Below are 22,028 nucleotides of genomic sequence, written 5' to 3'. Positions count from 1 at the left end.
GCAGGCCGATAGCGCTTTTGCGCCAATCTGCCAACTGATGCACGTCAATCAGCGTTGTGGCCAGCTTAGCGGAAGCTGAGATTGCGCAAGGCGAAAAAGAACTGAAAAGTGTTGCCGCGCCGGGCATCGGCCACCTGCACATAATCGCGCCGCCAGGTCACACCGAGTTCCAGGCAGTCATCTGAATAGGCGACGCCAAGCCGTGTCCGCAAAGGTTCAAACCCGTCCGAAGTCAGCGTGGGGTCCTCATCCCGGTCGGTCAGATTGAGGACCGCTGCACCGAAGACAGACCAGTAATTCGCAAAAGAGATACGGGCGGCGGCGCGCAATTCTTCGCGATCCTGCAAATCTTCAAATTCGACATCGATATCGCGGTCGAGCCTGAGGTAGCCCAGTTCCAGATAGGTCTTGTCACTGCCCAGCGTCGCATCCACTTCGTTTCTGCGAACGGCGAGACTGTCCTTGTCCAGACGGAAGCGGTGGGTGAATTTCACGAAATCACGGTAACGAACCTGCACCCGGCCCGCAAAATCGGAGAAGCGATCCTGCAATCCGGTTCCTTCGGGGAAGGGGGCGCTTTCCTTGTTCAGCCGATAAGACTGGCCGATCGTGGCTTCCACTTGCCAGCCCGGACGGCGCAACTGCCAGTCCATGCCATATGTTACGCGCACACCGTCTTCAAACCGGTCATAACCGGGAAAACGATTGAGCGAGAACAGATTGGTGTCCTCCAGCTCGACTGCGCGCGAATCCTCATTCGGGATTTCGAAATTGCGAATATGTGGGCTGGCGACCAGCTGCACCCGCGGTGTCAGAATCTGAGTCCCGCCGAACGCTTCGCCGATCAGCGGCCATTTCATATCAAGTGCCGCCAAGGCGATAGCGCGCCCTTGCCAGCCCTCCAATCCGCGATACAGCGGGGTCGTGGTGCTCACATTCCCGGAAGAATGATAGACATCACCGCGGGCCATGCCGGTCAGGGTGATTTCCTGGCCCATGCTGGTGATGCGCCGCAAATCCCATTGCGCGCGCGCAAAGGCTCGCTGCGTATCCTGTCCGTCGCGGCGCACGATGTTCAGGCTGTTTGCCTGCAATTCCACCGTGCCGCCCGCGACCGGCTGCGCCAGTCTCTTGCGGTAATCGATCAAGGGGAGCGCGACCGGGACCAGTCCCTGATCCTGATCACGGAGCAGAACCTGCGTGGCCCAGCCGCTGATCGAGAAATAGGAATTGTCGTCAATTCGCTCCGCCGACAGGGTGGAGCGCAGGCGGTCATCATTGCTGATGTCATAGCGGCGCAGGAATGTGCGGTCGCTCGCCACGCGGACCGCCCCGGTTATGCTCCACTTTTCGTCCAGCTGGAACTTGCCATTGCCGAAGAAATAACCGCGCCAGTCCTTTTCCTCGGTTCTCGTGTCGGAGCCGAATTGAAGTCTGGTACTGCGGGTCAGATAACCAGTGGTCTGAAATGCGCCAGAGCCGGTCATGGCCCGGTATTGCACAGCCGCCATGGGCGGCGCATCGGCATAGACATAGCCGGTCGCGGTCAGATCCTGATTATCCGCTAGGCGAAGATAATAGCTGCCGCTGACTTCCAGACCATTGGAGGCGGTGATACCCACATTGGGAACCAGCAATCCCGAAACACTGCGATTATCGGTGGTGATGGCCAGGCCGGGCAGGGGCAGAAGACGCGCACCGAACAATTCCAGCATCGCGCCTTTGAAGCGAACCCGCTTTTCATCCTGATCATAGATCACCCGGTCGGCCGTCACCCGCCAGCTGGGCTTTCTGGGGCACCCCTTCGCCGTTTCCACCGCGCAGGCGGAATAGGCGGCATTGGTCAGGATGACATCGCCATTATCCGCGCGCTCACCCTGCTGCGCTGCCAGCCGGCCTCCTTCGCGCAAGGCGAGCAACAGGTTGCTCATCGCACCGGCTTTCAGCTCATCGGTCAGTTCGAGCCGGTCCGTGAACAGCTGATTGCCATGTTCATCGACGAAGCGGATGTTGCCTTCGGCCACGATCTGGCCGCTGTTGCGGTCCCAGCTGACATTGTCGGCGCGCACCGACTGATCGCCCGAACGCATCACCACATTGCCTGATGCGGAGACGATATCGGCCTCCGAATCGAAACTCAGCGAATCAGCTTCAAAGCCGATTTCCCGACCGTCGCCAGACCCGGTATCTCCGGGAATTTCGCCGATTGCCTGCGGCATTCCTTCGTTCTGCGCACCGTCAAATACAGGGTCGCGCGCATCGGGCACTTCCACCGGCGGGTTCGCGGGGGTAATTCCGGGCGCGGCACCGTCCTGCGCATGCAGGGCGGTAGGGCAGGCGGAAAGCGCCAAAATCAGCGGGCTTGCGCCCAGCGAGAGGGTGTGCAAGCGGCGTTTACGGGCTTGCTGCAAGGGCTGCGGCAGGGGGAGCATGGCTTGCCTATCGCACCGCTCGTACCTAACTGCAACGGCATAGCTTTTCCGCGCGGCAGAGACGAGGCGCGGCAGATAGGAATCATCCGGAGACATCATGCTTATAACCTTTACCGACCGCAGCGGACTTGAAAATGCTTCAATAGAGGCGCGGATCGTAAATTCCGGCGATTTCCCCGGCGATCTCGATCGCACCGTGACTGAAGGTGCCAAGGCTGCGCGTTTCGGTGGCAAGGCCGGGCAGACGTATGACACATTCATTGACCGCTCAGGCAAGGTCGTGCGGTTGGCGCTGGTCGGCACGGGTGAAGCCGGGGCAAGTGACCGCCAGGCGGCACTGGAAAAGGCCGGCGGCGCACTGGCGGCGAAATATCTCGCCTCGGGCGAAAAAAGCCTCGCGCTGGACCTTGGCAATTCCGGCCTTTCCGCAGCTGAGACTGTGTCCTTTCTCCTTGGCCTGCGTCTGCGCAGCTGGCGTTTCGATGTCTATCGCACCAAGCTGAAGGCCGAACAGAAGGTCAGCCTTGAAAAGGCGCTGATCGTGGATGCTCCCGCCGGGACAGAGGAATTGTGGGACAGCGAACTGGCGGTTGCCAAGGGCGTGGAGTTCACCCGCGAACTGGTCACCGAGCCGGGTAATATCATCTATCCTGAAAGTTTTGTTGAACGCTGCCGCGACCGGTTCAAGGATCTGGGCGCCGAGATAGGCGTGCTGACCGAGACCGAAATGGAAGCGCTTGGCATGGGGGCATTGCTGGGCGTGTCGCAAGGTTCGGCCAGGAAACCACGCATGTTGGCGATCCGCTGGAATGGCGGCGCCGAAGGCGATGCGCCGACTGTGTTCGTTGGCAAGGGCGTCACCTTCGATTCGGGCGGCATTTCCATCAAGCCGGGTGCCGGCATGCAGGACATGAAATGGGATATGGGCGGTGCCGGGGCCGTTGCCGGCGCGATGCTGGCCATTGCCGGGCGCAAGGCGAAGGCCAATGTCATCGGCGTCTGCGGGCTGGTTGAGAATATGCCTGACGGCAATGCTCAGCGCCCCGGCGACGTGGTCACCACCATGTCAGGTCAGACAGTCGAAATTATCAATACCGACGCCGAAGGGCGGCTGGTGCTGGGTGATGCGCTCACCTGGGCGCAGCGCGAATTCAAACCCGCCCGGATCGTCGATCTGGCGACATTGACCGGTGCGATGCTGGTGGCACTGGGCCATGAACAAGCGGGCATGTTCTCCAACAATGATGAGCTGGCGGGTCAGCTTGATGCGGCGGGTAAATCAAGTGGCGACAAATTGTGGCGGATGCCGCTGTCGCCGGAATATGACCGTCTGATGGACAGTGTCATTGCCGACATGAAGAATGCCGGGCCGCGCGTCGCCGGATCGATTACGGCAGGCCAGTATCTGCAGCGCTTTATCGAAAATGACACGCCCTGGGCGCATCTCGATATTGCCGGAATGGCCTGGATCGACAAGGATGGGCCGACCTGGAACAAGGGTGCAACCGGCTTCGGTGTCCGGTTGCTTGACCAGTTCATCCGCGACATCGCCGAAGGCTGAGCCACGAATAGCGCAGCAGGCGGCAGGGAGTTCTATGATGCGGGTCGATTTTTATCAGCTCAGCCGCGATCCGGCGGAGCTGGTTGTCCCGCTCATCGCCCGAGCCAGCAAGGGGGCGGGCGAAAAGCTGCTGGTGGTCGCGGCCGACGCCGCGCAGCTGGCAGCCATTGACCGCAGCTTGTGGGAAACGCTCCCCGAAGCATTCCTTGCCCATGGATATGCTGACGCTCCGCATGCGGAGCGTCAGCCGCTGCTGCTGTCGCATGATTGCGAGGCTGCAAATGGGGCGAAGTTCATCGCTCTGGCCGATGGGCAGTGGCGTGAAGAGGCGCAGAATTTCGAGCGGGTCTTCCTGATTTTCGGGGATGATCGTCTGGCTGACGCGCGGCAATGCTGGGTCATGCTGGGCAAGCTGGATGGGGTGGAGCGTCGATTCTGGAAACAGGATGGCGGCAAATGGCGCGAGGGGCCGTGACAGCCAAACCCGGTCAACACTCAGACTGAACCCAAATAGCGCCCAAGCCCGCCTAATCTGCCCCGGACAAGCTGAACCTTGGCTCTTCGGCCCGGACCAGCGATTTTGTGCGGCAGGGCTTATTGTTTCGTAACCCACATATGGCACACTCACCTCCATGATCTTCGCACACACTGCGCAGCAGGCGTCCGACGCACTGAGCGGCATTTTCAGCCCGAATAAGCGTGCCCTGCGGCAGGCTGCCCGAGTGATGATCGCCTGCGGCATGACCTATGCCCTCATCCATGTGCTGGCACTGGAGCAGGGGTTCTGGGCGATCGTAACCGTCCTGATCGTGATGCAGGGTGTCTCGGTCGGGGCGACGATTGGCGCGGCGACGGATCGCCTTATCGCCACAATAGCCGGTGCTGTGCTGGGCGGGGCGGCGCTTCTGGTCACGCCTCAGGGAATGGTGGCGACCGGTATTTCTCTGGTTGTGGTCACCGGCCTGTGTGCATTTGCCGCGATGCGAACGTCGCGCTTGCGGGTCGCGGGGATCACTGCCGCGATCGTCATGTTAACCCGTACTCCCGAAATTCCGGTCACGGTGTTTGTCGTCGACCGAATTCTCGAGATTGGGCTTGGCGGCGTGATCGGGGTTATTTGTAGCCGCCTGATCCTGCCAACACGGAGCCGCAAGGAGCTGATCACGCGGCTGAAATCGGTGATCGAGGCAACGCGCGATATGCTGGAAACGCATGCGAAGGCTCTGGAGAGCGGGCAGGCCGGGTCGGCAGTGGAAGCCGGGATCGCTCTGCGCAAATCATTGACGGCGGCAGAGGGGCTGCAGGCCGATGTGCGGCGGGAACGCTCCGCCTTCATGGCCAAGCACGGCGTGTCGGACGCCATTCCGCGTACCCTGTGGCGTATCCGAAACGATATCATGCATATCAACCGTTTGGATGAAACACCCTTCCGTCCCTTCGTCGCCGAAAAGGTTGGCAAGCCCGCCGCCGGGGTTCTGCGCGCCGAGGCGGAATTTATCCGCCGCTGCGGACAGGCGCTGGAGGAAGACCATGCGGTTGATCGCAGCGAAGATGATATCGCGATGAAGCAATTCGAACAGGCATTTGCCGATTTTTCGCAATCGGAGGATGTTCGCGAAATCCCCTTTGAACAAGTCGGGCGTTTGTTCGGCCTGGCATTCGCCTTGCGCAAAATGCGGCAGGACTTTCACGATCTGGCTGACCGTATTGATGAAAGCTACCGCGTCTGACTGTCCCGCCATGGGCATTTTGATCGCAACAGAACTTGCCCGATGGCACAGTCGACTGTATTGGCGCGCAAGATTTCCAAACAACAATTCAATCAAACTATCCCAAGGAACCTGACATGGCGGTTACCCGCACCTTTTCGATCATTAAGCCCGACGCTACCCGCCGCAACCTGACCGGCGCCGTCACTCAGAAGCTCGAAGACGCCGGCCTGCGCGTCGTTGCTTCCAAGCGCATTCAGATGACCAAGGAACAGGCTGAAGGCTTCTACGCCGTGCATAAGGAACGCCCCTTTTACGGCGAACTGGTCGACTTCATGATCAGCGGTCCGGTCGTGGTTCAGGTGCTCGAAGGCGAAGATGCCGTGAAGCGTAACCGCGACGTCATGGGCGCAACCAACCCGGCCGATGCCGATGCCGGCACGATCCGCAAGGAATTCGCTGAAAGCATCGAAGCCAACTCGGTTCACGGTTCGGACAGCGAAGAAAATGCCAAGACCGAAATCGCATTCTTCTTCAATGAAGACGAAATCGTCGGCTGATTTTCGCGTTCATTGCGAAACGATGAGGCCGCCCTTTGGGGCGGCCTTTTTCGTATCAGCGATGCTGACTGACGAATTGTGCCAGCATCCGGGGATAGAGCTGATATTCGGCCAGCAGGACGCGCGCGGCAAGACTGGCCGGCGTATCATCGGCCATGATGCGCACCGGAATCTGGCCCAGAATCGGACCATCATCCAGTTTCGGCGTCACTTCATGCACGGTGCAGCCGCCATGGCTCTCGCCCGCCTCCAGCGCGCGCTGATGCGTGTCGAGTCCCTTGAATTTCGGCAGCAAAGACGGATGCGTGTTGACCATGCGCCCCTGCCAAGGCGCCACGAATGCCTCCGATAAAATACGCATATAGCCGCAGAGGGCGATGTAATCTGGCGCAGCCTCGCGCAGAGCATCCAGCATGATTTCCTCATGCGCTTCGCGGCTCATCCCGCGGTGGCTATGCGCGAAAGTGGCTATGCCTTCCGCTTCGGCAATGGCCAGACCGCGTGCCTCCGGCTTGTTGCTGGCAACCAGCACGATTTCGTAAGGGCAGCCGGGGAGGCGCGAGGCATAAAGCAGCGACGACATGGTCGTGCCGCTGCCAGACAGCATCACGGCAATCCGGGCTTTACGCGCATCAGGCATCGTGGCGCGCTTCCCAATCTGTCATCGCGCTCCAGGAACCAGCGGTGCCTTTGACAGTGCAGCCGCGCGTGCCCTCTTCGATCCGGCCGATGGAGAAGACGGTTTCGCCAGCGGTTTCCAGTTCCGCCGTTACTGCCGCCACATCGTCCGCGTCCACGGCCAGAACCATGCCCAGACCGCAATTGAAGGTGCGGGCCATTTCCTCGGGCGCAATATTGCCCTGATCCTGCAAGAACGCCATCAGACCGGGCTGATCCCAGCTGCCAGCATCGACAACGGCATGCGCGCCATCGGGCAGCACGCGCGGAATATTTTCCAGCAGCCCGCCACCGGTAATATGTGCGAGCGCGGCAATTTTGCCGGAGCGAATCGTGGGCAGCAGGCTGCGCACATAGATCCGCGTCGGTTCCATCAACGTATCGAGCAAGCCGCGGCTGTTATCAAAGGGGGCGGGTTCGTTAAGAGCCCAGTTCTTGTCCGTTGCCAGACGGCGGACCAGAGAGAAGCCGTTGGAATGAACGCCAGAGCTGGCAATGCCGAGCAAGATCTGGCCGGGGGCCACCTTGTCACCGGTCAATTGTTCACCGCGTTCAACCGCACCCACGCAGAAGCCGGCCAGATCATAGTCACCTGCCGCATACATGCCCGGCATCTCGGCCGTTTCGCCGCCGATCAGGGCGCAATTGGCGGTTGAGCAGCCCGTGGCGATTCCGGCGATAACCTGCTCCGCCACACCATTGTCGAGCTTGCCGGTGGCGAAATAGTCGAGGAAGAAAAGGGGCTCTGCGCCCTGTACGATCAGATCGTTGACGCACATCGCGACCAGATCGATTCCCACCCCGTCATGCCGGTTATGGTCGATCGCCAGTTTCAGCTTGGTCCCCACGCCATCATTGCCAGCGACCAGCAGGGGATCTTTGTAGCCCGCCGCCTTGGGATCGAAAAAGCCACCAAAACCGCCAATTTCACCATCGGCGCCGGGCCTTCGGGTCGCTTTCACCAGCGGTCCGATCGCCTTGACGAGCGCATTGCCAGCATCGATCGAAACGCCGGCCTGGGCATAGGTATAGGGTGAGGAATTTGAATTATCAGAAGCCATGTCCACCGCCTTTAGTCTTTCGCGCTTGGATTTCCACTCGCCTTTGGGCAAAAGGCCATCGGTTTTCCCCGATGACAACATTCAACACACCTCTCCCCCCTCGCTCTCGTCACTGGTTGACGATCCTGTTCCTGCTGGGCGCACTGGCTTTCGCTCTGGTCGCTGTTCAGGCCTTGATCGCGCAGGTTTCCGGGGATCGCGGCATCGCTCCGGTCGCCAAAACCACCGATATTCAGGTGAACGGTGTGACTGTGGATGTGACCGCAGACTCACCCGAAGAAGCCCGTGAAAAAGGTTGGCGCGAGGCACAGCGCAAGGCGTGGGAAAAGGTCGATGGGCCGGATATTTCCGATTCGCGCATCGAATCGATGGTCGCCGCGATCATCGTCGAGAAAGAACAATTGGGGCCTAAACGCTATATCGCGACCTTGGGCGTCATTTTTGACCGGACCAAGGCAGGGGCGCTGCTGGGCGGCGGCGGTGAGCGCTCACGGTCGGCTCCCTTGCTGACTTTGCCGGTGCTGTTCGAAGGCGGTCATCCGATCATGTTCGAAACACGCAATCCATGGCAGCGCGCCTGGGCTGAATATCAGGCCGGTGCCAGTGCGGTGGATTATGTTCGCCCTTCCGGTGCGGGGGGCGAATCGTTGCTGCTTACCTATGGCCAGCTTGGACGCCGCAGCCGTCTGTGGTGGGGCAATATTCTCGATCAATTCGGCGCGGCCGATGTGATTTCGCCCATTGCCAAGCTTGAACGGCAATGGCCGGGCGGCCCGGTGAAGGGCACATTCACCGCGCGTTATGGCCCGGATAGTCAATATCTCGGTGAATTCACGCTGACCGCAGACAATGAAGAACAGATTCCGGCCATGCTGGGGCAGGCGGTGCGCCGCTTTGACGAGATGTTCACGCAGGCCGTGAATGCGGGCAAGCTTCGCCCGGACCCGACGCTGGAGAGCGAGCGGATTGAAATCAGTCCGTTGGTTCAGCGATTAATTGATGCGGCCAGAGCCGATGAAGCGGCCATGGAGGCGAATGCCGCACTGGAACCTGATGCAGCTGCGCAATCTGTGAACCCCAGCACGGACGGCCCCGATGACGCGGCTGAAGTGACGGTCAACAGCTATGTCATTCAGTTCGTGACGCCTGATGCCTCGGCAGTCGATGCCACGCTGGGGGCCATCCGGGGGACGCCGGGTGTTCGCAGCGCCTCGACCAGCTCGATTGCGATTGGCGGAACCTCGGTCATGCGGGTGAGCTATGCCGGGGAACTTGCCGCGCTGGCAGCCGCATTGGAAGGCCGCGGCTGGCAGGTTACCCAGGGCAGCAACGCATTATCCATATCGCGGTAAGGCGATGCAGCAAATTGCCCTGCCACTGCGCCGCAATAATGGTGACGGACCCGAACGTATCGTTATCGGCGATGCCAATGCGTCGACGGCCGAAGCCCTGTGCGAGCCCAAGGGTTGGCCCTATGGAACCGCGATTCTGAAAGGGCCGCCCCGATCAGGAAAATCGCTGTTTCTACGCTGGTTTTCCGAAAGCGGTCTCGGTGAAGTCATCGATAATGCACCCTTGATGGATGAAGACGCGCTGTTTCACCGCTGGAACCGCGCGCAGGAAAGCGGCACATTGCTGCTGCTGGCGGCATGGGATGGCGACTGGAAAATCCATCTGCCTGATTTGCGGTCGCGGCTCAGCGCCGCCATGCAATTGCATATCGGGCCGCCGGATGACCGCATGGCCGGTGAGTTGATCCTGTCGCTGGCGCAGCAACGCGGCCTGCCATTGCATCCCGAAGCGGCAGCCTATCTGGTACCACGCGTGGAGCGTTCCTATATCGCTCTGGAACGGCTGGTGGCGGCGATTGACCGGATCAGCATGGAACGGAAGGCCCCGCCGACGCTTGCGATCTGGCGGGCTGCGCTGGACTGGATGGCGGATAGGCAGCCCAGCCGCTTGCCATAAGGCGCCATTGGTGGAAGACTGTAAGAGCGATGTTCAACTCTCTGATCAGCTATCTCGACTCCATTAGGGAGCGCGATCCTGCACCGCGGTCCCGGTGGGAAATCTTGCTATATCCGGGTGTGTGGGCACTGTTCTTTCACCGGATCGCGCATTGGCTGTTCGGCGGAAGGCTGTTTTTTCTCGCCCGGCTGGTGAACCACATGTCTCGCTGGATTACCGCGATCGACATCCATCCCGGTGCGACGATCGGGCGAAATTTCTTTCTCGATCATGGCTTTACCGTCATTGGTGAAACGGCGCATATTGGTGATAATGTTACCATCTATCAATGTGTTACGCTGGGGGGCACCAATCCCACCAATGGTGTTGCCGGCAAACGGCATCCGACATTGGAAGACAATGTGATCATTGGTTCAGGCGCGCAGATTATCGGCCCGATCACGGTGGGTGAACGGGCGCGGGTGGGGGCCAATGCAGTGGTGACCGATGATGTGCCGGAAGGCGCAACCATGATCGGTCTGAAAGCACGCTCCACGCTCGTTCCGGCTGAAACCTGGCTGCGCGAATTCATCCCCTATGGCACGCCCTGTGATGAACCGTGCGAACCCAATAGCGGCGACAGGGCCGAATCACTGGAACGGCAAATTGCCGAATTGCGTGCGGAAGTAGAAGCGCTGAAGGCGGAACGTCGCGGTGATCAGCCCCACAAGATGAGCGGTACAAACTGCTGATGAGCCTGGGGCCAAATGCCGGCAATGTGTTGTCCTTCCCCGGGCGAAAGCCGGAGCAAGTGGGGTTTGAGCGGCAGGAATTGCAACGTATTCTCGATCTGTATGGGCGTATGGTCGCCGCGGGGGAATGGCGTGATTACGCGATGGATTTCACCCGTGACTGCGCGATCTTTGCCGCTTTTCGCCGCACGGCGGATGTGCCGCAGGCGCGGCTCGAAAAACGCCCCGCCTTGCGCAACCGACAGGGTATGTGGGCCTTGTTCGGTGAACAGGGGCAGGTGCTGAAACGTGGTCATGATCTCAGCAATGTGCTGGCCCCGATGGAGCGCAGGCTGATGAAGGCCGTTGACGAATAAGCGGAACCGCTGAGCAGCTTTCACCGTTGAAATGCCAAGAGTCACCCGATCAGGATGAATGGCATGACAGACAACACACAGCGCGATGAAAATGTAGCGGGCGATCTTGTCGCTGGCCTTGTTGCCGGTGTCGCCGCGACGGTGGCGATCACGCTGTTCATGCCTCTGGCGGCCAAAGTCGTAGGTTTCGATCCGTCTAAACGCGATGAGGAAGGCAAACCCCAGATCGGCACGCCGCGCGCCGCGACGCGAAGCGTCGATATTGCCGCGGTTGAAACCACTGGCGAAAAGGTGCCGCAAGGCAAAAAGGGGCTGGCGACATCGCTTCTCCAATTTGCTTTCGGCACTGCGCTTGGCACGGGCTATGGTGTGCTTGCGCGGAAAATGCCTGTGCTGAAGGCCGGGCAGGGCTCTGTCTTTGGCACGGCAGTTTTTGCGGTGGCGGATGAATTCATTGTCCCGGCGCTTGGCCTGTCAGGTCGCCCGCGCAACAGCGGTGCCAAGGCGCATGGTCTGGCGCTGGCCAATCACCTTGTTTACGGATTGGTGGCAGAGAGCGTGCGCCGTGCCGTCCGCCGGCGGATTACCTGACCCTAACTGCGGTTATTCCGAATGCTGCTTCAGCGCTTTGAGGATAAGTGCGCTTTGCTCCGGCCCGGATTCGGGAAAGCAGAGCGGTTCGCGCTGTGCAATTGAATCCCATTTTTCGGCGAAACCTTCCACGCTCATGGCATCGTCATCCAGCACGACCGGCTGGTTCATGGCAATCCATGCGGAATGGAATGCGCCCGCACCCGCGCCAATAATCGCCCCATTCGGTGCGTCATCACTCACCAGATAGAGCGCGGCGGGCACGACTTTTTCAGGCGCAAATTTGGCGAAACTGTCTTCGGGCAGAATATCTTCCGTCATGCGGGTCGCCGCGAGCGGCGCCAATGCATTGATACGGATGCGATATTTCGCCCCTTCCAGCTGGAGCGTCCGGGCCAGGCCGATAAGCCCCATCTTGGCGGCGCCATAATTGGCCTGTCCGAAATTGCCGAACAGGCCGCTGGTGCTGGAGGTGAAGAGGATGCGGCCATAATTCTGTTCCCGCATATGCGGCCAGACGGCGCGTGTTGCATTTGCCGAACCCATCAGATGGGTTTCCAGCACGCAGTCAAAATCCTCCGCGGGCATTTTGGCGAATGTCCGATCACGCAATATGCCCGCGCTGTTGATCAGAACGTCGATCCTGCCCCAGCGCTCGACCGCGTCCTGTGCCATGGCGTGCATGGCGTCCGTATCGGTCACGGAGGCATCGCAGGCCATTGCTTCGCCGCCGGCATCGCATATTTCCTGCACCACCGCAGCGGCGGCATTGGATGTGCCGGTGCCCTGCAGATCGCCGCCCAAATCGTTCACGACCAGCTTTGCGCCGCGGCGCGCCAGTTCGAGAGCATATGCGCGCCCCAGTCCGTTGCCGGCCCCGGTAATCACGGCCACGCGGTTGTGAAAGGAAATCGCCATAAGGACTACTTAGCCGCTCTGATCCCGCTGCGCACGGGCAAAGATCTGCTGTCATGACAAAGAAGTGACACAAAAGAGTCACGTTCTTGCCTTAGGGGCGCAATCAAATAGTAATATTTGAGCGTTTGAGGGGAAAATTGTGAAGAGTTTCAGGCGTTTTGCCAGTTCAACAGCCCTGGGGGCCAGTCTTTATCTTGCGAGCATGGCTCCGGCGCAGGCGCAGGATTCGGGCAATGATGCAATGCGGGCAGAGCTTGACCGGATGCGCGCGCAGATGAATGCGATGGCGGGCCGGATTGCAGAACTGGAAGAGCGGCTCGAGGACGAACAAGCGAGCGCTCCAGAACATTCGTTGCCTTCCAATGCGGTGCCAGCGAATGCGTCAGCTTCCACATCCGCCGCAGTTTCGGCTGAAAGCGCAGCTGCACGCACCTCCGCAGCGGCCCCGGTCGCGACGTTGCAACGCGATGATGGCTGGAGTTTCAAGCCATTCGGACGGTTGCAGGTTGATGCGGGTTCTGTGTCTGCCCCCAAGGGAATCGATGAGGAAGGGCTGGGCTTCTCCAGCGAAATTCGCCGTGTCCGGATGGGAATGAAGGGCGATGCGCCGGGCGGTTTTGGCTATAAGGTCGAGGTCGATTTTGCCGGGCTGGACGTGCAGCTGGCCGATGCTGTGCTGACTTATGAAGATGGTGATCTGACCGTGTCGGCCGGCCATCACAACACGTTTCAGGGGCTGGAGGAGCTTTCCAGCTCGCTGCATACCTCCTTTGTCGAAAGGGCCGCCTTCACCGATGCTTTCGGGTTTGAACGGCGGGTCGGCTTGTCGGCGCAATATACTCCCGGCCCGTTTGTGCTGCAGGCGGGTATATTTACCGATAATGTTGATGATCTGGCCGATGACGCCGATAATAGCTGGAGCGTGGATGGGCGGATGGTATTTTCGCCGCGTCTGGACAATATTCAGCTGCATCTGGGCGGTTCCTTTCACTACCGCGAATTCAACGATTCCGCGGCGACGATCCGCTATCGGCAGCGGCCTTTCATCCACACGACAGATGTTCGGTTTCTTGATACCGGTAGCTTCAGTGCCACGGGTGAAACGGGATACGGTCTGGAAGGCGCGGTCATCGCCGGTGCTTTCCACATGGCCGCCGAAACCTATTGGCAGCGGGTGGCACGCCCCGGTGCGTTGGCGGACCCGAATTTCTTTGGTGGCTATATTGAAACCGGCTTATTCCTGACGCCAGGAGACCATCGCGGATATAAGGGCGGACGGTTTGACCGGGTGAAGCCTGCCCATCCGGTGGGTGAGGGCGGTCTGGGCGCGGTGCAGATCAATCTGCGTTACGATTATCTGGATCTGGACGATAGCGGGATCAATGGCGGAATACAGAACGGCTACGAAGCTTCTCTGATCTGGGCGCTTACCGATTTTACACGCTTGATGGCCAATTATGGTCGCATGGAATATGACCGGGCCCCTCTCCCTGCCGCAGGCGATCAATCCTATGGGGTCGATACATTCGCGGTGCGGGCCCAGGTCGATTTCTGAAGGCTAATCCCCCTTTAATCAGCCTTCCAACAGTGTGAGCCCTTTCCCTCCGATCGGGGCGAGGGCTCACATCCGTTCGGCTTAGAGCTGTTCCAGCGCGGGGATAAGTTGATCATAATGGTCGATCAGCCGATCGGCGCCCAGCTCCTCCGCCGGACGGTCGCGATAGCCGAAGGTTACGGCGACGCAGGGCACGCCCGCGGCATGGGCGGCCTCCACATCAAAGCGCGAATCGCCCACCATCACGAAATTGCTGTGCCCGCCGCATCGCCCGATTGCTTCGCGCACCATATCGGGGGCCGGTTTTGCGCGGCCGGGACCCAGAGTGTCGCCGCCGATCACGCAATCGAAATAATGGATCATATCCAGAGCCTCGACCAATTTGCGGGCGAAGCGTTCGATCTTATTCGTCACCAGCGCCAGTCGGACACCGCGCTCTCGCAAATTATCAAGAGTGGCAAGCACACCGTCAAAGGGGACAGTATTGTCCGCCAGATGCGCTTCGTAATAGGTGAAGTGCTGCTCCAGCAAAGCATCCATCTCCGTCTCGGCAATCGGTCCGCCGGTGTGAAGCAGCGCGCGTTGCAACATCTCCCGCGTTCCGCCGCCGATAATCCGCTTTGATTGTTCGTAATCGAGCGGCGAGCGGCCCGCCAGCTCCAGCGTGTGATTCATGGCCGGCAGCAAGTCCAGGTTGCTGTCGACAAGCGTGCCGTCGAGATCGAAACCGATCGTGGCAAAGGGGAAATTTGTCATGTTTGCAGCTGATGGCGGAGAGATATGGAATCCTCAAGCGTTTGGTGGCATGTGCTTTAATCATGAGCGATCACAGCACCCCCATTGCCACCATCATCCTTGCCGCAGGCAAGGGCACCCGCATGAAGAGCAGCCGCCACAAGGTGCTGCATCCGGTGGCCGGGCGGCCGATGATCGAACATTTGCTGGCCTCGGTCGCGGATCTTGCTCCGCAAAAGCAGGTCGTGGTCGTGGGGGACGGGCGTGACCAGCTTGAGGCACAGCTCGGCGACCGTGCGCAAACCGTTTTGCAGGAACCGCAATTGGGCACCGGCCATGCGGTGCAACAGGCAGAAGATGCTCTGCGGGATTTCACTGGCCATGTGCTGATCCTCTATGGTGACGTGCCTTTCGTTTCCACCGATACGATGCGTGCGATGATTGAGCGGCTTAAGGAAGACGATGCGGCCGATGTGGCGGTGCTTGGCTTTCAGCCGGAGGACCCGCTGCAATATGGCCGGGTGATTGCCGAGAATGGCCGCGTGACGCGGATGGTCGAATATAAGGATGCAAGCGAAGCCGAGCGGGCCTGCAACTTGTGCAATTCGGGTATCATGGCTGTGCGCGGACCGGCCTTGTTCGATTTGCTGGGCAAGGTGGGCAAGGAGAATGCGCAGGGCGAATATTACCTGACTGACATCGTCAATATCGCCAATGACGAAGGGCGCAGCTGTGCGGTGCTGACCGCCGCCACGCCGGATGAGGTCGCGGGGATCAATTCACGCGCTGAACTGGCCGCGGCGGAAGCACGCTGGCAGCAGGCGCGCCGGACGCAGGCCATGGCTGATGGGGCCACGCTGGTGGCCCCGGACACTGTGTTTTTCGCGTGGGATACGGTTCTTGGCCGTGATGTGACGGTGGAGCCCAATGTCGTGTTTGGTCCCGGTGTTTCCCTGGCCGATAATGTGACGATCCGCGCCTTTTCCCACCTTGAAGGGGCCAGCCTTGCCGAAGGGGTGGAGATAGGGCCCTATGCCCGGCTTCGCCCGGGGGCTGTGCTGGAAGAAGGTGCCAAGGTTGGCAATTTCGTCGAAATCAAGAAGGCCACGCTTGGCAAGGGGGCCAAGGCCAACCATCTGAGCTATCTTGGTGATGCGACAATTGGTGCCGGTGCCAATATCGGCGCCGGGACTATTACCTGCAATTATGATGGCTATTTCAAACATCAGACAGTGATTGGTGAGCGGGCCTTCATTGGTTCCAACAGCGCCCTGATAGCGCCTATCAATATTGGTGCAGATGCGATTGTTGGCGCGGGCAGCGCTGTCAGCCGAGATGTTGCCGATGGTGAATTACGCATGGTGCGGGCAGAACAGCTGGTTAAGCCGGGCTGGGCCGATCGGTTTCACGATGCAATGAAGAAGAAAAAATCCATGGGTGACAAATGATGCGCAATATTCTGTTTGCAGCGACGGCAGTGCTGGCTCTGGCCGGGTGCTCCGGCAATGGCGAGAGCGCGCCGGCTGACGAAAATGGCGCGACCGTTTCCCCGGATAGGGCAGACAATCCGGCGGCGGATGGTGACACGGGATCAGGGAACGACACCGCAGCAAAAGATGCGCCGCAGGTTGCCGGTGTGCAGCCTGAATGCGGTGCGCAGGAAAAGACGTTTTTCTCTTGTTCGCTTGAGAACGGCAAAGCGATTGCCGTGTGCCTGACAGATGGCGCCGAAGGAAAGGATTTCGCCCAATATCGCTATGGCAGCAAGGGCAAAGCATCGGAAATGGTCTGGCCCAAGAAGGCAGGTGATCGATCGCTGACCTTTGCTTCTGTCCCCTATTCCGGTGGCGGCGAGGCGCAGCTTTCCTTCCGCAAGGGTGATTTCCGCTATGTGGTTTATAGCCGCGTCCGGCGCACCAACTTCACCGCTGGTGAGGGAAATGACCCCGAGTTTTCCGATGGTGTCCTGGTCATGAAAAATGACAAGATCATCGCGAACCACGCCTGTGAAGGAGGCGGCAGCACAGGAACATCGGTCAATTACGATCTGTCGAAAGAATATCTGCCGCGTGATGATGACGCGATGGTCTATGACGACCATTAATCGGCAATTGCCCAATTAAGAAGAGATAAGTGCATGTGCGGAATTATTGGCATTGTCGGCAGTGAACCCGTCGCGGAGCGTTTAACGGACGGTCTGCGCCGGATGGAATATCGCGGTTATGACAGTGCGGGTATCTGCACACTGCATGATGGCCAGCTGATCCGCAGACGGGCGGAAGGCAAGCTCAACCATCTGGTCAGCGAAGTTGCGGCCAATCCCGCTCCGGGCACATCGGGCATCGCCCATACGCGCTGGGCGACCCACGGGGCGCCGACGCATAATAATGCGCACCCGCATGCAACGGGCGAAGTCGCACTGGTGCATAATGGCATTATCGAAAATTTCCGCAGCCTGCGCAAAGAACTGTCGGCGCGGGGGCGGGTGTTTGAAAGCGACACCGACACGGAAGTGGTCGCACATCTGATCTCCGAACAGGTGGAGGCGGGTAAGTCACCCGAGGACGCAGTCAGTATCGTCTTGCCGCAATTGCGCGGGGCCTTCGCACTGGCCATAGCGTTCCGCCAGCATCCTGAACTGCTGATCGGCGCACGGCTCGGCTCGCCTCTGGTGCTGGGTTACGGTGATGGCGAAATGTATCTGGGGTCTGATGCACTGGCACTCGCGCCGCTGACGCAGCAGATATCCTATCTGGAGGAAGGCGACTGGGTCACCATCACACGGAACAGCGCCACCATCCGGGACAAGGACGGGGCTCAGGTCAGCCGAGAAATCACGGCCTCGGGCGCATCTGCCGCTGCAATTGAAAAGGGCAATTATCGCCATTTCATGCAGAAGGAGATTTTCGAACAGCCGACCGTGGTCGCCCAGACACTGCAATCCTATATCAGGCCGCTGGAACAGGCCGTGGCTTTGCCGCAGATCGACTTTGATATTTCTGCCGTAAACCGCGTCACCATCGTGGCCTGCGGAACCAGCTATTATGCCGGGATGGTCGCGAAATACTGGTTTGAACAATTCGCGCGCGTGCCGGTCGATATCGATTTTGCCAGCGAGTTTCGGTATCGGGAGCCGGTGCTGGAAAAAGGCGGGCTGGCGCTGTTCATCTCACAAAGCGGTGAAACGGCGGATACGCTCGCGGCGCTACGTCATTGCAAGGCCGAGGGGCAGACCATCGCGGCGGTGGTCAATGTCCCCACCAGCAGCATGGCGCGTGAGGCGGATCTGTTGTTGCCCACCCATGCGGGGCCGGAGATTGGCGTGGCGTCGACCAAGGCATTTACCTGCCAATTGGCGGTGCTGGCCGCGCTGGCCGCCCATTTCGCAGTGCGCAAGGGGCGGCTTAATTCTGCGGAAGAAGCGGAAATCGTGCGCCATCTGCTGGAGGCACCGGCCTGCCTTAACGCGGCGCTCGATCATGATGAGGAAATCGCCAATATGGCGCATCTGATCGCCCCGGCGCGCGATGTGCTTTATCTTGGGCGCGGGTCTGATTTTCCTCTCGCACTGGAAGGTGCGCTGAAGCTGAAGGAAATCAGCTACATTCACGCTGAAGGCTATGCGGCTGGCGAAATGAAACATGGCCCGATCGCGCTGATTGATGAAGCTGTGCCGGTTATCGTGCTGGCACCTTCCGGGCCGCTGTTTGAAAAAACCGTCTCCAATATGCAGGAAGTGCGCGCCAGAGGCGGGCAGATCGTGCTGATCTCCGATGCAGCTGGTCTGGAGGAAGCGGGTGAAGGTTGCATCGCAACCATTGAAATGCCGAAGGTCCACCCACTGATCGCACCGCTCGTCTATGCCGTGCCGGTCCAGTTGCTGGCCTATCACACCGCTTGTGTGAAAGGGACTGATGTGGATCAGCCACGCAACCTCGCCAAAAGTGTGACAGTGGAATAGCTGCAGTCTGATTGTTGGGCGATGTTCCTGCCAAATGCACTGCCAATTTCCGGGTTTAATATCACCACCTGCCGTGTAGCAGCTGATCAACAAGCAATGGCGTGCGCGTATCGCGAGCGCCCTTAGTAATGTGCACGTGGATCTGAATCGATAGGGTGGCATATGCCGATTCCGGCTGCAAACCGCCAAATATCGGCCGAAGCGGATTGTCTGGTCTGTCCTTTCGCCCTTGCGATGTATTGCGTCGATCGGGGTGAGCATTCTTTGTCTGGCACCACCCCTGTGGATTTCTCAGCAGCACCATATTCGGATGCTTCGTGCTGTGAATGGTGGTTTTTCTGTGTTGCCATTATACCACAAATTTTTCTTGCGTCCGGCGGCAAGCGGGGTTGGTGGTGGTTATCTGCGGATCCCTTCTCTAACGAGAGCTCACCCCGCGCTCGAAGCTGAACAGTTCGTGACCGATAGTCATGAGACATTCGCTTTTTTCTGAGCGCCGATGCCGCACTGGCATCATCTCCAAATGTGGACTGAAAAAACAAGGGAACGCAGAATGATTAAGCATATTACCGGTGCATCTATTGGTGCGCTGGCAGTGGCAATTGCTACGCCTGCCGCAGCCCAGACACAGGAAAGCGCACCCGCAGTCGCGCGCACTGGAATTCAGCCGATCATCGTGACGGCAACCAAGCGCAGCGAAGATCTGCAGGATGTGCCGCTCTCGGTGCAGGCAATCGGCGAAGAAGGCCTTAATCAGCTGGGCGTGGAAACGTTTGACGATTATCTGGACCAGCTTCCCAACGTAACCGCTGGCGGCAGCGGCCCCGGGCAGAGCACGATTTACATTCGCGGCCTGGCATCCACCACGCCGAACCTGACCACGGCCGGTGTGGCCGGTCTTGCCCCCAACGTTGCATTTTATCTCGACGAGCAGCCGCTGGCGCAGCCGGGCCGTAACCTCGACGTGTATGCCGCCGATATGGAACGTATCGAAGTTCTCGCAGGCCCGCAGGGCACGCTGTTTGGCGCCAGTTCGCAGGCCGGTGTTGTCCGTCTGATCACGAACAAGCCCAGCCTGGCCGGGTTCGATGCCAAGGCAAAGGCTGGCGTATCCTTCACCAAGGGCGGTGAAACCAGCTACAAGACCGAAGTCATGTTGAACGTGCCGGTGACGAATAATTTCGCACTGCGCGGCGTGGCCTTCCTTGATGATCAGGGCGGCTATATCGACAATGTCCATGGTCAGCGCACGATGCGTGGCAGCGCTCGCTTCCGTCCCGAAGGCACGGAACGCTACAATGGTGTACCGGTGAACAGTGATCGTGCCGGCTTCCAGTCCGACCCTGAATCACTGGCTTATATCGACAATGACGTCACCTTCCAGGCTGCGGATAATGCGCGTCTGGTTGAGGACAACTTCAATGACACGCAATATTCCGGCTTCCGGGCCAGCGCCTTGTGGGAAATGGGGCCGGACTGGCGCCTGACTGTCGCCCATGCGCGTCAAAGCGTTGAATCGGACGGCGTGTTCTTTGCCGATCCGGAACTTGATCTCGATAATCTCGAGATTCAGCGTTATTCCGACGATCGTCTGGAAGATGATTTCTCGAACACCAGCTGGACCCTTGAAGGTCGTCTGGCGATGCTCGATATCGTTTATACCGGCGCCTATACCGATCGTGAAACGCATCAGAATGTCGGTTATTCCGATTATCTCTTCGTTGGTCAGTACATTCCCTATTACATGTGCGATACGGCCGTTGTGTATCCCGGTGACGTGGCCAACGCTCCGGCTGACCCGACCTGCTATGCCCCGAATCTGGCGGTTACGTCGGATACGGACACCACTGTGTTCACGCAGGAACTGCGCGTGAATACGCCGCAGGAAGAACGCATTCGGGCAACTGTCGGCGGGTTCTATTCCAGCCTCGTTCTGAAGGAGCGTAACGATTATTATTACGCATCCGAACAGGTTCGCGGTTACGATGGCGTGACGCGCGGGTTCTCGGATATCTATCCCTTCACCAACACTGAAGTAACCGGCACGGTTGGTAATGCAGCGCCGGGCTATTTCAGCGATGCAGGCCCGCTGCCTGACAATGTCGGCTTCCGCAACGATGTGAAGCGTACTGACAAGCAGTTCGGTATTTTCGGCGAAGTAGCCTTTGATATCGTCCCTGACATGCTGACCATCACTGGTGGTGCACGGTATTATGACGTGGAAGTTGACCTTGAAGGCGCAGCAACCTCGGCATTCTGTAAGCTCAATTCGCCGATCTTCGGTGCCAATAAGGGCGTTCCGGTTGAAGACCAGGTCAACATTCCGGGCTGCGGCGGTACCAACCTGTCGGACAAATACGGTGCTGACAATCCTTACGGAAACCCGGACAAGGCGACGACCGACGGTGTTATCTTCAAGGGTACGCTGACCTTCACGCCGACCGAAGATCTGCTGTTCTACGGCACCTATTCGGAAGGTTTCCGTCCTGGCCTGCTTAACCGTCCCGGCGGTGCAGATGGCCCGGGCGATTACAAGGTTCCCTTCGCGCTCGACACGGATGAAGTGAAGAATTACGAATTTGGCTGGAAAACGAGCCTGTTTGATCGTCAGCTTCGCTTCAACGGCAGTGCCTTCTATGTCGATGTGAGCCGTTTGCAGACGACGATTTTCGATCCTTCGATCACCAATCTGTTCTTCTCGGACAATGCGGCGAATGCGGAAATCAAGGGCGTTGAAGGTGATCTGACCTTCCAGCCTTATGCCGTCCCGGGCCTCACCGTTGCTGGTGCGTTCTCTTTCCTTGATACGGAAATCACGGAAGTTCTGACGCCGACCGACGATGTGGTGAAGGGTTCGCCCCTCGCATATGCTCCTGAATTCCAGGGCAATCTGCGGGTGCGTTATGAATGGGATCTGTCGAATGATCTGCGTGCGCACATCATGCCGCAGGTCGTTCATTCGGGCTCCAAATACACCGACATTATCGAAATCAATAAGCTGAAGCTCGATAGCTACACCACGTTCAGCCTGACTGCAGGTGTTGAGAAGGATCAGTGGTCTTTCGAAGTCTATGGTGAAAACCTCACCGACAAGCGGGCCCAGGTGGCCGGCAGCTTCAACTTCGATGTTCCGCGCATCACCGTAAACCGTCCGCTGACGGTTGGTATGCGTGTTTCCTTCGATTATTGATCGAAACAGGGCCGGGGGCGGG

The 22,028-nt window shown here is 59.1% G+C and carries 19 protein-coding genes; 14 read left to right on the top strand and 5 right to left on the bottom strand.

What is annotated here, in order from left to right; all coding sequences use genetic code 11:
• Positions 1 to 65: 65 nt before the first annotated feature.
• Positions 66 to 2,432, bottom strand: a complete 2,367-nt coding sequence (locus GRI91_RS13530; protein ID WP_160737454.1) for an LPS-assembly protein LptD — start codon at positions 2,430 to 2,432, stop codon at positions 66 to 68.
• A 97-nt stretch (positions 2,433 to 2,529) separates the two neighbouring features.
• Here GRI91_RS13530 and GRI91_RS13525 point away from each other — a divergent pair, with 97 nt between their 5' ends.
• From GRI91_RS13525 to ndk, 4 genes are all read left to right on the top strand, one after another.
• Positions 2,530 to 3,993 (top strand): leucyl aminopeptidase, encoded by a 1,464-nt coding sequence (locus GRI91_RS13525; RefSeq protein WP_160737229.1) that lies wholly within the window; start codon positions 2,530 to 2,532, stop codon positions 3,991 to 3,993.
• 34 nt (positions 3,994 to 4,027) lie between these two features.
• Positions 4,028 to 4,468, top strand: coding sequence for a DNA polymerase III subunit chi (locus GRI91_RS13520; RefSeq protein WP_337190374.1), 441 nt, complete (start codon positions 4,028 to 4,030; stop codon positions 4,466 to 4,468).
• A gap of 157 nt (positions 4,469 to 4,625) precedes the next feature.
• Positions 4,626 to 5,723, top strand: coding sequence for an FUSC family protein (locus GRI91_RS13515; RefSeq protein WP_160737228.1), 1,098 nt, complete (start codon positions 4,626 to 4,628; stop codon positions 5,721 to 5,723).
• A 116-nt stretch (positions 5,724 to 5,839) separates the two neighbouring features.
• Positions 5,840 to 6,262: a nucleoside-diphosphate kinase gene (gene ndk, locus GRI91_RS13510; protein WP_160737227.1), complete on the top strand. Its 423-nt coding sequence runs from the start codon at positions 5,840 to 5,842 to the stop codon at positions 6,260 to 6,262.
• Positions 6,263 to 6,317: 55 nt separating this feature from the next.
• Here ndk and purN read toward each other — a convergent pair whose 3' ends face one another.
• Positions 6,318 to 6,902: a phosphoribosylglycinamide formyltransferase gene (purN, locus tag GRI91_RS13505; RefSeq protein WP_160737226.1), complete on the bottom strand. Its 585-nt coding sequence runs from the start codon at positions 6,900 to 6,902 to the stop codon at positions 6,318 to 6,320.
• Positions 6,895 to 8,001 carry a phosphoribosylformylglycinamidine cyclo-ligase gene (purM, locus tag GRI91_RS13500; protein WP_160737225.1) on the bottom strand — a complete coding sequence of 369 codons (1,107 nt, stop codon included), beginning with the start codon at positions 7,999 to 8,001 and terminating at the stop codon, positions 6,895 to 6,897. Before purM ends, purN begins: the two co-directional genes overlap by 8 nt.
• 71 nt (positions 8,002 to 8,072) lie before the next feature.
• Between purM and GRI91_RS13495 the strand changes: the two genes are divergently transcribed.
• From GRI91_RS13495 to GRI91_RS13475, 5 genes are all read left to right on the top strand, one after another.
• A complete protein-coding gene (locus tag GRI91_RS13495; RefSeq protein ID WP_160737224.1) occupies positions 8,073 to 9,353 on the top strand; it encodes a heavy-metal-associated domain-containing protein in 1,281 nt (426 codons plus the stop codon).
• Positions 9,354 to 9,357: 4 nt separating this feature from the next.
• Positions 9,358 to 9,969, top strand: coding sequence for a P-loop NTPase family protein (locus GRI91_RS13490; protein WP_160737223.1), 612 nt, complete (start codon positions 9,358 to 9,360; stop codon positions 9,967 to 9,969).
• A 29-nt stretch (positions 9,970 to 9,998) separates the two neighbouring features.
• Positions 9,999 to 10,700: a serine O-acetyltransferase EpsC gene (gene epsC / locus GRI91_RS13485; RefSeq protein WP_160737222.1), complete on the top strand. Its 702-nt coding sequence runs from the start codon at positions 9,999 to 10,001 to the stop codon at positions 10,698 to 10,700.
• Positions 10,700 to 11,056: a DUF2794 domain-containing protein gene (locus GRI91_RS13480; protein ID WP_160737221.1), complete on the top strand. Its 357-nt coding sequence runs from the start codon at positions 10,700 to 10,702 to the stop codon at positions 11,054 to 11,056. The genes epsC and GRI91_RS13480 overlap by 1 nt, the downstream gene beginning before the upstream one ends.
• 63 nt (positions 11,057 to 11,119) lie before the next feature.
• Entirely contained in the window at positions 11,120 to 11,647 is a 528-nt protein-coding gene (locus GRI91_RS13475) for a DUF1440 domain-containing protein (RefSeq protein WP_160737220.1), read from the top strand.
• Positions 11,648 to 11,659: 12 nt separating this feature from the next.
• Here the strand turns inward: GRI91_RS13475 and GRI91_RS13470 are convergent, their stop codons facing one another.
• Positions 11,660 to 12,565 carry an SDR family NAD(P)-dependent oxidoreductase gene (locus tag GRI91_RS13470; RefSeq protein WP_160737219.1) on the bottom strand — a complete coding sequence of 302 codons (906 nt, stop codon included), beginning with the start codon at positions 12,563 to 12,565 and terminating at the stop codon, positions 11,660 to 11,662.
• 139 nt (positions 12,566 to 12,704) lie between these two features.
• On the opposite strand from GRI91_RS13470, the gene GRI91_RS13465 reads away from it, so the two are divergent.
• Complete coding sequence (locus GRI91_RS13465) at positions 12,705 to 14,120, top strand: OprO/OprP family phosphate-selective porin (RefSeq protein WP_337190373.1); 1,416 nt, start codon at positions 12,705 to 12,707, stop codon at positions 14,118 to 14,120.
• Between the two features lie 81 nt (positions 14,121 to 14,201).
• Here GRI91_RS13465 and GRI91_RS13460 read toward each other — a convergent pair whose 3' ends face one another.
• Positions 14,202 to 14,876, bottom strand: coding sequence for an HAD-IA family hydrolase (locus tag GRI91_RS13460; protein ID WP_160737218.1), 675 nt, complete (start codon positions 14,874 to 14,876; stop codon positions 14,202 to 14,204).
• 62 nt (positions 14,877 to 14,938) lie between these two features.
• On the opposite strand from GRI91_RS13460, the gene glmU reads away from it, so the two are divergent.
• The 4 genes from glmU to GRI91_RS13440 all read left to right on the top strand — a co-directional run bounded on the left by glmU (position 14,939) and on the right by GRI91_RS13440 (position 22,006).
• Positions 14,939 to 16,303: a bifunctional UDP-N-acetylglucosamine diphosphorylase/glucosamine-1-phosphate N-acetyltransferase GlmU gene (gene glmU / locus GRI91_RS13455; protein ID WP_160737217.1), complete on the top strand. Its 1,365-nt coding sequence runs from the start codon at positions 14,939 to 14,941 to the stop codon at positions 16,301 to 16,303.
• Positions 16,300 to 16,959, top strand: coding sequence for a membrane lipoprotein lipid attachment site-containing protein (locus GRI91_RS13450; protein WP_160737216.1), 660 nt, complete (start codon positions 16,300 to 16,302; stop codon positions 16,957 to 16,959). Before glmU ends, GRI91_RS13450 begins: the two co-directional genes overlap by 4 nt.
• Positions 16,960 to 16,992: 33 nt before the next feature.
• The gene (glmS, locus tag GRI91_RS13445) at positions 16,993 to 18,816 is read left to right on the top strand and encodes a glutamine--fructose-6-phosphate transaminase (isomerizing) (protein ID WP_160737215.1); all 1,824 of its coding nucleotides are present in this window, start codon (positions 16,993 to 16,995) and stop codon (positions 18,814 to 18,816) included.
• Between the two features lie 553 nt (positions 18,817 to 19,369).
• Positions 19,370 to 22,006, top strand: a complete 2,637-nt coding sequence (locus GRI91_RS13440) for a TonB-dependent receptor (protein ID WP_160737214.1) — start codon at positions 19,370 to 19,372, stop codon at positions 22,004 to 22,006.
• The last annotated feature ends 22 nt before the right edge of the window (positions 22,007 to 22,028 follow it).

It is taken from the genome of Altericroceibacterium endophyticum (assembly GCF_009827595.1).
Lineage (GTDB): Bacteria > Pseudomonadota > Alphaproteobacteria > Sphingomonadales > Sphingomonadaceae > Altericroceibacterium > Altericroceibacterium endophyticum.
The sequence above is the reverse complement of the archived record's forward strand: the minus strand, read 5'-3'. Positions and strand labels throughout refer to the sequence as shown.